This window comes from Neorhizobium petrolearium (assembly GCF_029854435.1).
Taxonomy (GTDB): Bacteria; Pseudomonadota; Alphaproteobacteria; order Rhizobiales; family Rhizobiaceae; genus Neorhizobium; species Neorhizobium petrolearium.
On record NZ_CP123000.1, the window covers coordinates 3,117,065 to 3,129,255 of the forward strand.

Genomic DNA, 12,191 nt, shown 5'->3' on the forward strand with positions numbered 1-12,191 from the left:
TTCTAGGTGCGATTTTCAGGAATGGCGTCTGCGGCAAAATCTGCCGAGAGATAGGCGAGAATGCTCTTGGCGAGCGCGATAATATCCTGGCGGGTCGTATGTTCTTCCGGGCTGTGGATGCAGCTTTCCGGTCGGCCCAATCCACCGAGAAGCACCTCCGGACCAAACCCAGCCTTCTGGACGTAGCCAAAATCGGAACAGCTCGCAGCGCCCCACTTACGGAAATCCTCCGGCTGATAGCCGAAGCCGAGCGACAGCGCCTTTTGCCATCGCGGCCAGTGCGGGCCTTCGGGATCGTCGGTGGGAATAAGATGTCCGACCAGATCGATGGCGAGCCCGAGCTCGGTACCGTCAATACAACCGCGGACAACCGCCTCGATCTCCGCTCGCGCCTCCTCAAAGGCTTCTTCTGGCGCATAACGGCGGCTGACGAGGATCTTGAGCTCGGCCGGCACCTGACCGCCCGCAGTACCGCCGTGGATGGCGGAAATCGTCAGCTGCGGGCGCAACAGTCCCGTGGCATGCGGCGGCGGGGCGAGCTTGGAGGCTCGCGCGGCGACGCCCGGCTTCAAGGCTGCGAGCGCGTTTAGAATCGGCAAGGCACCCTCGATGGCGTTGACGCCGGTGCCAGTTCGGTTACCCTCGCCGGCATGAACGGCATGACCGGTGATCGTCACCTGAAGATTGAAGATGCCGAAGCAACCCGCCCATATACGCGGCGCGGCCGTGCCGTTGAAGTTGAGGATGTGACCTTCAAGAAGCCGCTGTTCGGCCAGATAACGAATGCCGGGATAAAGTCCCCCCTCCTCGTCGGTGCACAAAAGCAGAACCGGATCATAGGCCAACGCCACCCCGCAGCGTTGGGCCGCATGCAGCGCCAGAAGCGTCGCCGCGATCGTACCCTTCATGTCCGCCGCGCCAAGCCCATAGAGATTGTCGCCTTCGATCGTCAGCGAAAGAGGATCACGTGTCCAGCCAGGTGCGACGGGGACCGTGTCGACATGGTAGTAAAGGCCGCAGACCGGTTGCCCGGTTTGACGGCGCGCGATCAGATTGGTGCGCTCCCCCGCAGCCGGCGCCCCCGGAACATGCCACAGCTCACGCGGCACGATAATGCGCTCGAACTCGAACTCCAACGACGTCAGCAGTTCCATCATCAGGTCGGCGAAGGCATCGTAGCCGAGCCCCGGAGGGAAAGATGTGTCGATCGCGACCATTCGCGCCAAAGCCTGCAAGGCGATCTCGACATCACGGTCAATCGCTGCCATGGCAGACATCAGGGAGCCTTGCGGCGAAGCAGGTTGCTGATCGATCATAGCACCCCCCGGGAGGGCCTCCGGCACAAGCCTCTCAGCTTGCGCATTAATATAAACTATATAGTAATACTGCGTAGACAAAGACCGCGTGTCAACTCCAAAGAAGAGGCAAATGATTGCCACAATCGCCCAACATTTCATCAGACGCACCGAGGCTCACCGAGTTGTCGTTGCCGCTTTACGAAGTGGTAAAGCGACAAATCACTGAAGCGATCATGATCGGCACGCTGGAGCCCGGCTCCGTCCTGCCCAGTGAAGTGGCCCTGTCACAAACCTACGGCGTCGCCGTCGGCACCATCCGCCGCGCCTTGATGGACCTCACGAACGACGGTCTGCTCAGCCGACGCCGCAAGACCGGGACGATCGTCACCGGCCGCAAACCCCAGCACAGCCTGAGACTGTTCTTCCAGTATTTCCGTCTTCATGGTCTCGACGGATCACTCAGCAAGTCGGTAACAACGGTGACGTCGCTTGATTTCGAAACGGCATCCGCCAGTGACGCAGACAAGCTGCAGATCGCAAAAGATGCGTCGATTGTTCGTTTTCACCGCTATCGAAGCGTCGACGATCGGCCCATCATGCACGAAACACTGACGCTGCCTGTTGAACGGGTTCCCGACTTTCCAAAGCGGAAGGAGGACATCCCGCCGCTCTTCTATCTTCACCTGCTCGATAAATACGGGATTCGCATCTCCGCGATCCGCGAGCAGATCGGCGCCGATCTCGCAACCGACATCGATGCGCGATGGCTGGATCTTAAACTCCCGGCAGCTGTGCTGACGATCGATGAAGTGGCGTATGACCAGATGGCCGTGCCCGTCCTGATTTCAGCGCACCGCGCAACGACGCAAAATCACAGATACGTCAACGAGATACGTTAGGCGCGCGATTGACAATGTCTAGCAGTACAAAGAGGTATCCTGAAGAGACCAGGCTAGCATCGGCCTTGAGGGATACTGCCGGGCTTGTAGTTTCTAGGAAATGTCCAATAATTGAGCAATGTCGAATGCTCTGCGCATCGCACGCGGCCGCTTCGGGAGAGTGGCGCTGCTGGATATGGATCGCCCCCTGGTGTGGCACGCGCACCCGCATTGCCACGTCCTGTTGAAGGTCGAGGGCGCCAATACGCAGTTTTCTGTGCGCGACAGGCTCGTGCCGCTCACCGACGAAAGCGCCGTTCTCATCAATGCCTGGGAGCCGCATGCCTATGCGCACGACCAGACTCGCCCGAAGACGGTGATCCTTGCGCTTTATATTGAACCGCAATGGCTCGGTCATTTCCGACCGAACTGGGTGGCGAGCCATGCGCCCGATTTTTTCGCCTCCAATATAGGCTTAATCACCCCGGACATACGTTCGCGCACCCGCACGCTTGCGGAGGCCATGGTACAGGAGCCGAGCAGCAGCAAAGCCCACGAGACTCTTCTCGGCGAGCTGATGACCGCCCTCATCGAGCGTTTCGCCGAATGGCGTGCGGTGCCGAATTCGATCCGCGACCTTGCATCACGCTCCGTGCTCGACTTCCGCATCCGCAATGCCGTCGAGCGCATGAAGGCGGCACCGGGCGACATCACCGATCTCGACCGATTGGCAATCGACGTCGGTCTCTCGCGCGCGCATTTCTTCCGACTGTTCGAAACGTCGATAGGGGTGACCCCGCGCGTCTTCCTCAATGTGCAGCGACTAGAACAGGCCGTCGCGGCCGTCGCCGACGGGAGGGACAGTTTCGCCACGATCAGCGACCGGCTCGGCTTTTCTGTGCCGGCGCATTTTTCGCGCTTTTTTCACGATCATGCCGGATCCTCACCAAGCATCTTCCGTAGCGTCACCCGGCTCTCGGCCCCAGGATTTTGAGACTCCTCGGTAAGGTCTGATACGCCTCGGTATCGCCTGATCGCCCGCCCTCCTCCACCCTTCGCGCCACGGCACCCCTTCACGGATGGGTGCGGGAGGAGCGAATGACGAGATTGGAGACGACGGGAGCCCTGATCGGGCGAACCATCGAACGGGTCGAAGATGCCGGACTTTTGACCGGCCGCGGCCGATACATTGACGACCTGCCCGTCCGACGCGACACCGCGCATCTGGCAATCCTGCGCTCGCCGCACGGTCATGCCGAAATCAGGGCGATCGATACGACTGCGGCCTGCGCGCTGCCCGGTGTATTTGCCGTGCTGACCGGCGACGACGTGGCGCGGCTCACCCGCAGCATGACGGTCGGGGTCAAGGCCAATGTCGAATGTTGGCCGATGGCCCGCGACCGGGTGCGCTATGTCGGCGAACCCGTTGCCCTCGTCGTCGCCGAAAACCGTTATGTCGCCGAAGATGCGCTCGACCTGATCGAGGTCGACTACGCGAAGCTGGCCGCCGTCATCGATCCTAAAAAGGCACTCGCAGCAGACGCCCAGGTCCTCCATCCCTCGCTCGGCACCAACCTCATCAACGAGCGCATCTTTCGTTACGGCGACCCGGAGGCGGCTCTTGCCACGGCTGCACACCGCATTTCCATCCGCATCGCATATCCGCGTAATTCCTGCACGCCGATCGAGACCTATGGCGTCATCGCCGAATACGATCCGGGCGAGGATGCCTATGACGTCACGGCGAACTTTCAGGGTCCATTTTCGATCCATGCGGTGATTTCCCGTGCGCTGAACGTGCCCGGCAACCGCATGCGGCTGCGCACACCGCCCGATTCCGGCGGTTCCTTCGGCATCAAGCAGGGTGTCTTTCCTTATGTCATCCTTGCCGCCGTCGCCGCACGCGTCGCCGGACGGCCGGTGAAATGGATCGAGGACCGGCTTGAACATCTGACGGCGTCCGTCTCGGCAACCAATCGCGTGACGACGCTGGAAGCCGCCGTCGCCGCCGACGGCCGCATCACCGCGCTTTTCTGGGATCAACTGGAAGATTGCGGCGCCCATCTGCGCGCACCGGAGCCGGCAACGCTCTACCGCATGCACGGCAATATGACCGGCGCCTACGCGATCGAAAACGTCGCGATCCGCAACCGCGTGGTGCTCACCAACAAGACACCGACTGGGTTGAACCGCGGCTTCGGCGGACCGCAGGTCTATTTCGCGCTCGAGCGCTTGGTGCACAAGATCGCCGTCGAGCTCGGCCTCGACCGGCTCGACGTCATTCGCCGCAACCTCGTTCCGGCCGACGCCTTTCCCTATCGCACAGCGACCGGCGGGCTGCTCGATTCGGGCGACTACCGTGTCGCGCTCGATCGGGCCTTAGCGGAAGGCGGCCTTGAGGCAATGCGGCTACGAAGGGACGAGGCGCGCGCCGAAGGACGGCTTTACGGCATCGGCTATGCGGCGGTGGTCGAGCCGAGCGTCTCAAACATGGGCTATATCACGACGGTCCTGACGCCGGAGGAACGGGCGAAGGCGGGTCCGAAGAACGGCGCGCAAGCTGTCGCGACGATCGCCATCGACCCACTTGGCTCCGTCACCGTCAAGGTCGCCTCGGTACCGCAGGGCCAAGGGCACCGCACCGTTCTCGCGCAGGTGGTCGCCGAGCGGCTCGGGCTTTCCCTGGAGGCGGTGCGCGTCAACACCGAACTCGACACGGCGCGCGACGCCTGGTCGATCGCCTCGGGTAACTATGCGAGCCGCTTCGCTCCCGCAGTCGCGGGCGCCGCAGCACTTGCGGCCGACCGTATCCGGGGTCGCCTTGCCGCAATCGCCGCCGCGCAGCTCAACGTCACGGCGGACCGCGTGGACTTCCGGGCCGGAAAGCTCGTCGATCGCGACAATCCGGACAATGCCGTCTCTTTCGGCCGCGTGGCGGCGGCAAGCCACTGGGCGCCCGGCACCCTGCCCGAAGGCACCGCCCAAACGATCCGCGAGACCGTCTTCTGGACGCCGGAAGAGCTTCAGGCTCCGACGGCAGCAGACGGCATCAACTCGTCGCTCTGCCACGGTTTCATCTTCGACTTCTGCGGCGTGGAAATCGACCGGACGACCGGCCAGGTGCACATCGACCGCTATGTGACGATGCACGACTGCGGCCGCATCCTGCATCCCGGCATGGTCGAAGGCCAGGTCCGCGGCGGCTTCGCCCAGGCCGTCGGCGCCGCACTCTACGAGGAATATGCCTATGGCAGCGATGGCAGCTTTCTGACCGGCACGCTCGCCGACTACCTGATCCCGACCGTGATGGAGACGCCGGAGCCGCTGATCCTCCATCACGAGACACCCTCGCCCTTCACACCGCTCGGCGCCAAGGGGGTCGGCGAGGGCAATTGCATGTCGACGCCCGTCTGCATCGCCAACGCCGTTGCCGACGCGCTCGGTATCGAAGACATCCAGCTGCCGCTGTCGCCGAGCCGGGTCAGCGAATGGCTCTATGGCGAGGAGCGCCCGCCGTCGAAGCAGCAGGACGCGCTCCCTGTCGCCACCTATGCCTCTGGCGAGCGAATGCTGACCGGCTCGGGCTCGTCCGAGGTCGCCGCCAACCGCGAGGCCGTCTGGGCGATGCTACTCGACCCGAACACGCTGATGGCGATCATTCCCGGCGCGCACGAGGTCAAAAAGGTATCCGATACACATTTTCGCGCCGAGGTCACGCTCGGCATTGGCCCGGTCAAAGGCCGGTACCGCGCCGACATCCGCCTGTCCGACCTGGTCGAACCGGAAGCGGTCACGCTGTCCGGCGGCACGGAAGGCGCGCTCGGCTCCGGCCGCGGTACGGGCCGCGTCACACTGATCGAAACCGAGACCGGCACTCGCATCGACTATCGCTACGAAGCGGCGATCGGCGGCAAGGTCGCCTCGGTCGGCGGACGCCTGCTCGACGGCGCAGCGCGCGTGGTGATCGGCCAGTTTTTCCAGGCGCTTGCCCGCCACGCCGGCGGTGTCGCCCCCGGCGCCATCGGCCTGAAAAAGCGCCTCTTTACTCTGTTCAGGAGACGCCGATGAAGCCCGCATCCTTCGACTTCCTCTGTCCGGAAACGCTGGAGGAGGCCCTTGCCGCGCTGGCCGAAGGCGGCGGCGAGGCGCGCGTGATCGCTGGCGGACAGTCGCTGGTGCCGATGCTCAACATGCGGCTCGCCCGTCCCGGCCTGCTCGTCGACATCATGCAGCTAGATCCGTTGCACAAGATCGAGACATCAGGCGACGAGATCGTTGTCGGCGCGGGCGTGCGCCAAGCGGAACTGGAAGCCCGGCCAGACCTTTCGCGGCACCTGCCGCTCCTTGCCGCGGCATTCCCCTGGCTCGGCCACGTGCAGACGCGGGCGCGCGGCACGGTCTGCGGCTCGGTCGCGCATGCCGATCCCAGTGCGGAATTACCGCTCGCACTGGTGACGCTCGGCGGTACCGTCAGCCTGCGTAGCCGCAGCCGGAGGCGCAAGGTCAAGGCGGACGACTTCTTCATCGGCATGATGGCCACCGACCTCGCCGAGGACGAGATGATCGAGTCCGTGCACTTTCCAAAGGCCCGGCCCGGCTGGGGCTTTTCCTTCCGCGAGATCGGGCGCCGGCATGGCGACTTCGCCATCGTCGCGTGCGCCGCCGTCGCCGACGACGAGGGATTGCGGCTCGGCATTGCAGGGGTCGACGACCGACCGCGCGTCTTCCGGCTCCCGGCGCTCGACAACGACCAGTTCGACGATGCGATCAACGACATCGCCTGGTCCCTGAATGCCCGCGACGACATTCATGCAAGCGCCCGCTACCGACGCGAACTGGTCCGCAGCCTCGGCCGCGAGACGCTTAAGGAGGCAAGCCGATGCCGCACCTGAACGCTGCCCGGAGGCACCTGGTCCACTTCACGGTCAATGGCCGAATGGTCCGCGCCGAGGTCGAAAACCGTATGCTGCTCTCGGACCTGCTGCGCCACGAGATCGGCCTCACCGGCACCCATGTCGGCTGCGAGCATGGCGTATGCGGCGCCTGCACCGTGCAGATCGACGGAAAGCCGGCGCGGGCCTGCCTGACACTCGCCCAGCAGATCCGCGGCAGCAACATCCGCACCGTGGAGGCGCTGGCGACCGACCCGGCGGTGCTCTCCCCGCTCCAAGCGGCCTTTCGCCGCCACCACGGCCTCCAATGCGGCTTTTGCACCCCCGGAATTCTGATGTCGCTCGACGCCCTTTTGCGCGAGCGCCCGGACGCGGGCCGGAAGGAAATTCGCGAGCACCTCGCCGGTCATCTCTGCCGGTGCACGGGCTACGCGACCATCATCGAGGCGGCGCTTGACGCCGCGGAGGAACAACGGAAGGAGGAGACACCGAATGCTTGACCTTGGAACCAGTTTCCTCGCAAGCGTCGAGCGCGACCCGGATGCGCTCGCGATCGTCGACGGCGATATGCGACTGACCTATCGCGGCTGGTACAGCAGGATTTCGGCGCTTGCCGCCGCACTCGACGAGACCGGCCTTAAACGGGGCGACCACGTGCTCACTGCCATGCAGAATCGCTGGGAAAACGCGTCACTGCACTGGGCCTGCCAGTTCCTCGGCCTGATCGTCACGCCGCTCAACTGGCGGGCCAAGGCCGACGAAATCGACTTCGGCATCGCGGATGCCGGCGCGAAAGCGGTGTTCTACGAAGCCTCGACGGAAGAGGCCGTGCGCCTGTCGCGCCTTGCGCAGAACCTGCCACGGTTCTCCGCCGATGCGCTATCCGGCCTCATGGAGGGCACCGCCCCGGATATCGTACCTGTGGCGGACGCCGCAGACTGGTCGCTGATGCTCTATACGTCCGGTACGACCTCGAAGCCGAAGGGCGTGCCGCGCCGGCACCGCGCCGAACGCGCCGGCGCCCTCGCCCATGTGGCGCAAAACCTCTACCGCCATGGCGAGCGGACGCTCGGTGTCATGCCGCTTTATCACACGATGGGCGTGCGCTCGCTACTCGCATCCTCGCTGATCGGCGGCACTTTCGTCTGCCTGCCGCGTTTTGACGTGCCAAAGGCGCTCGACCTGATCGAGCGCGAAAAGATCACCAATCTCTATCTGGTGCCAACGCTGTACCACGACCTCGTGCATCACGAGGCGTTTTCACCCGAGCGCATCGGCTCCGTCACCAAGCTTGGCTATGCGGGCGCGTCGATGACCGACGGGCTGCTGAGGCGGCTGGACCAGACATTTCGGCCGGACCTCTTCGTTAACCACTACGGCTCGTCGGAAATCTACACCTTCACGATCGAGCAGAAGGCGGCAACGAAGCCCGGTTCCGCCGGCCGTGCTGGCATCAACCAAATGATCCGTGTGGTCAAACTGGGCAGCCGCCACCCGGGCGAGCGGGCGGCCGTTGGCGTGGAAGGCGAGATCATCGCCTTGATGAAGAGCGACGAGGCATTCGAGGGCTATTGGAACCGTCCAGACGCGGACGCCAAGGCGCTTCATGACGGCTGGTACTTCACCGGCGACACCGGCTTCGTCGACCGTGACGGCGATCTCTTCGTCACCGGCCGGGCCGACGACATGATTATCACGGGCGGCGAGAACGTTTCGCCGGTCGAGGTCGAAAGCTGCCTGTCGCTGCATGAGGGTGTCGCCGAAGTCGCCGTCGTCGGCCTGCCCGACGAGCGCTGGGGCAAGATCGTCGTCGCCTTCGTCAAGCGACGCGGCGCCGTCACGGCCGAGGATCTTGACCGCCACTGCCGCGATTCCGGCCTTGCCAATTTCCGCCGCCCGCGCCGCTTCGTCTTCGTCGAGGCAATCCCGAAATCGCCGGTCGGCAAGCTCCTGCGCCGCCTTCTGGTGGCGGGCGAGTACATCGAGGAACGCACTCCCGAACACCAGTGAGCGACCAAACGCCGCCAGACCAACGAAAGGAAAACCCATGACTGAACCAGCCGCATTCCAGAACCCGCGCCTTGCCGAACTCGACGGCTTCACCGTCACGATCGACGCGGCCCGTCAGCGCGCCGACATCACGCTCGACCGTCCACCCTATAACGTCGTCTCGATGTTGGCGCGTGACCAGTTGCGCCTCGTCTTCGAGGCCCTCGATGAGGATGAGCGCGTGCGCATCGTCATCGTTGCCGGCAAGGGCGAGCACTTCTCGTCCGGCGGCAATATCAAGGGCTTCCTCGAGGCAAGCCCGGAACACGTCTCGCACCTTGCCTGGAACATCGCAGCCCCGGCCCGCTGCTCCAAGCCCGTCATCGCGGCCAACCGTGGCTATTGCTTCGGCGTCGGCTTCGAACTGTCGCTTGCTTGCGATTTCCGCATCGCGACCGACACCACGCGCTACGCGCTGCCCGAGCAGAAACTCGGCCAGATTCCGGGCTCCGGCGGCTCGGCCCGCCTGCAAAAGATGGTGGGCGTCACTCGCACTAAGAACATCGTGATGCGCTCAAAGCGGATCACCGGTCAGGAGGCCTACGACTGGGGCATCGCCTCGGAGATCGTCGCGGATGCCGACCTGGAAAAGGCCGTTGATGCGCTTGTCGAGGAATTGATTGGCTTTTCGCCGCTCGCCCAGCGCACGGCAAAAAAGCTCCTGAACGACACGGACGACGCGCTGCTGTCGACGGCCATCGAACTCGAGGGCCATTGCTACAGCCGGCTTCGGACATCGGAGGATTTCCGCGAAGGCGTACTCGCCTTCCACGAGAAGCGCGCGCCGGCCTTCGTCGGCCGCTGACCCATCGGCCGGAGGGGAACCCGGCTTCATTTCCACGAGGAGGGAGCGGCCTCGGAACCGCTTCGGGAGGATTAATCATGGATACGACACCGCAGACAACCCAGGAAAGCCCCCTTGTCGAAAGGGGGCCTGGCATTGCGTCGGGTCTGCGCGACCTGCCAAAACATCTCGGAATCAAGACGATGAGCGCCGGGCTCGTCGCCGCCATCTTCGGCTGCTCCGGCCCGGCCCTTATTGTCATCGGCGCGGCCGAGGCCGGCCACCTGACCAACGGGCAGACTGTCGCCTGGCTCTTTGCGATCTACGTTCTCGGCGGGATTATCAGCCTGCTGCTTGCGCTCTACTACAAGCAGCCGATCAATGGCGCCTATTCGATCCCGGGTGCAGCACTCGTTGCCGGTTCGCTTGCGACCATTCCGTTCAATGAAGCCGTTGGCGCCTTCATCCTGGCGGGCCTGCTGGTTCTGCTGCTCGGCGTCACAGGGCTCATCGGTAAGGTGATGCGCTGGCTGCCGATGCCGATCGTCATGGCGATGATCGCCGGTGCGCTGATCCGATTTGCGATCGGAACCGTCACCGCACTCGGCAATGCTCCGCTGATTGCCGGCGCCGCGATCCTCGCCTTCTTTGTCTCGATGCGGCTGACCAAGACTATTCCGCCGGTGCTGGCCGCCCTCGTCACAGGCCTGATCGCGGCGCTTGCGACCGGTGCGGTCGGAGGCGGCACGGCCAACATCGCCTTCGCCGCGCCGGAATTCACGCTGCCGGTCTTCTCCGTCGACGCCTTCTTCGCGATCGCCGTCCCGCTCGCCCTTCTTGTGATCGGCGCGGAGAACGCGCAGGCGACCGGCGTGCTCATGGCCGAAGGCTACAGGCCGCCGGTCAACGCGATGACCATCATTTCCGGCATCGGCGGCATCGCGGCCGGCCTCCTCGGCGGCCACAATGCCAACATCGCAGGCCCGATGACGGCGATATGCTCATCCGAACAGGCCGGAGAAAACAAGGAGGGGCGCTATGCCGCGACCGTCGTCAACGGCCTACTCTTCGCCGCCTTCGGTCTCATCGCCGGCGCTGCCGTTCCGATCGTGCTCAGCCTGCCGTCTGCGCTGATCGGCACCGTCGCCGGTCTTGCCATGATCGGCGTGCTGCTATCCGCCTTCCAGAATGCCTTCGGCAAGTCGCTCGGTAACCAGACCGGGGCTTTCGTCGCGCTCGCCGTCGCCATGTCGAACATCTCGCTCCTGGGCATCAGCGCCCCCTTCTGGGCCCTGTTCGCAGGCGTCATCGTGTCGGCGGTTGTCGAAGCCAGGACCCTCAACGAAAAGCAGGCTGCATGACGCCGCGACGGTTTTCGAGCCGGCGTCGAATTTGAACGCATACCCTTCCCCAAGGACATTTGTTCTTGGGGAAGACGGTTGAGGCCTGGATAGCGTTGGTGCTTCGGTCGAGGAATGACGCCCCAACGCTGCGCCACATCATGATCGATTTGCCGGTCCCGGCCGCGCTCTAATAGGCAAGTTAGTTCTGCCCTGGGAGAGACGTCCTACAGGGGAGCGACGTCCGACAAATGCGACTGACCTCGGGAGATCAATCCTGGCCCAGGTCGCACGAACTCGCCGGCCGCATAGGGCCAGCCATTCCGATCATCGGAACGCCGGGCTTTCGCCTTTGCCGCAGAGGCGATGCTTGCGATAGGAGCACGATCTGACGGAGTTTTTAAGGGCCATCCACAACCGCTGCGGATTGCAAAAGGGTTGGCGATCGGCCAAACGCCGCAAGGCGCAGTCGGATATGAGGGGGGAGAATATGAAATTCCATGCAGATCATGCAGTCGGTGTTCTCTTCATCGCTTCAGGCGGCGTCGCCGCCTATCTCGGTGTAGATTACGGCTTCGGCAACCTTTCCGAAATGGGACCGGGCGCATTGCCGATATTGCTTGGCGCCACGCTGTTGATCTTTGGCGTTGCACTTCTGCTGCAGGCGCACTTGGCCAGCGAGGGGAGACCGTCCATCGCCCTTATGCCACGCGAGGAACTGCGGCCTTTCGTGGCCATCCTGGCTGCTCTTTTTGTATTCGGGCTGCTGGTTGACAGCGCAGGTCTTCTTCCAGGTCTCTTCGCGCTCGTCTGCATCGGCTGGCTTGCCGACAGGCGGGGGCGGTTGAAGGAACTCCCGCTCCTCCTCCTCGCCATCGGGGCGATCATCGTCGCGATCTTCTACTTCGGCCTGGGCATCCCCTTCCATCTGCTTGACTGGAGCATCTAGC

At 63.9% G+C, this 12,191-nt stretch carries 10 protein-coding genes; 9 read left to right on the forward strand and 1 reads right to left on the reverse strand.

The genetic code is table 11. The features are described from left to right. Positions 1 to 2 precede the first annotated feature (2 nt). Complete coding sequence (locus QEO92_RS15485) at positions 3 to 1,316, reverse strand: M20 family metallopeptidase (RefSeq protein WP_280107447.1); 1,314 nt, start codon at positions 1,314 to 1,316, stop codon at positions 3 to 5. 215 nt (positions 1,317 to 1,531) lie between these two features. On the opposite strand from QEO92_RS15485, the gene QEO92_RS15490 reads away from it, so the two are divergent. The 9 genes from QEO92_RS15490 to QEO92_RS15530 all read left to right on the forward strand — a co-directional run bounded on the left by QEO92_RS15490 (position 1,532) and on the right by QEO92_RS15530 (position 12,190). Then, entirely contained in the window at positions 1,532 to 2,197 is a 666-nt protein-coding gene (locus QEO92_RS15490) for a GntR family transcriptional regulator (protein ID WP_280107448.1), read from the forward strand. Positions 2,198 to 2,315: 118 nt separating this feature from the next. Continuing rightward, positions 2,316 to 3,170, forward strand: a complete 855-nt coding sequence (locus tag QEO92_RS15495) for a helix-turn-helix transcriptional regulator (RefSeq protein ID WP_227703627.1) — start codon at positions 2,316 to 2,318, stop codon at positions 3,168 to 3,170. Positions 3,171 to 3,274: 104 nt separating this feature from the next. After that, on the forward strand, positions 3,275 to 6,244 hold the full coding sequence (locus tag QEO92_RS15500) for a xanthine dehydrogenase family protein molybdopterin-binding subunit (protein ID WP_227703628.1): 2,970 nt from the start codon (positions 3,275 to 3,277) through the stop codon (positions 6,242 to 6,244). Then, positions 6,241 to 7,068 carry an FAD binding domain-containing protein gene (locus tag QEO92_RS15505; protein WP_227703629.1) on the forward strand — a complete coding sequence of 276 codons (828 nt, stop codon included), beginning with the start codon at positions 6,241 to 6,243 and terminating at the stop codon, positions 7,066 to 7,068. The genes QEO92_RS15500 and QEO92_RS15505 overlap by 4 nt, the downstream gene beginning before the upstream one ends. Continuing rightward, positions 7,056 to 7,568, forward strand: a complete 513-nt coding sequence (locus QEO92_RS15510; protein WP_227703630.1) for a (2Fe-2S)-binding protein — start codon at positions 7,056 to 7,058, stop codon at positions 7,566 to 7,568. The genes QEO92_RS15505 and QEO92_RS15510 overlap by 13 nt, the downstream gene beginning before the upstream one ends. Further along, positions 7,561 to 9,078, forward strand: coding sequence for an AMP-binding protein (locus QEO92_RS15515; protein WP_227703631.1), 1,518 nt, complete (start codon positions 7,561 to 7,563; stop codon positions 9,076 to 9,078). The genes QEO92_RS15510 and QEO92_RS15515 overlap by 8 nt, the downstream gene beginning before the upstream one ends. Positions 9,079 to 9,115: 37 nt before the next feature. Continuing rightward, positions 9,116 to 9,922 carry an enoyl-CoA hydratase/isomerase family protein gene (locus tag QEO92_RS15520; protein WP_227703632.1) on the forward strand — a complete coding sequence of 269 codons (807 nt, stop codon included), beginning with the start codon at positions 9,116 to 9,118 and terminating at the stop codon, positions 9,920 to 9,922. 77 nt (positions 9,923 to 9,999) lie between these two features. Further along, positions 10,000 to 11,262, forward strand: a complete 1,263-nt coding sequence (locus tag QEO92_RS15525; protein WP_037149360.1) for a benzoate/H(+) symporter BenE family transporter — start codon at positions 10,000 to 10,002, stop codon at positions 11,260 to 11,262. Between the two features lie 469 nt (positions 11,263 to 11,731). After that, positions 11,732 to 12,190, forward strand: coding sequence for a tripartite tricarboxylate transporter TctB family protein (locus tag QEO92_RS15530; RefSeq protein WP_227703633.1), 459 nt, complete (start codon positions 11,732 to 11,734; stop codon positions 12,188 to 12,190). Position 12,191 lies beyond the last annotated feature (1 nt).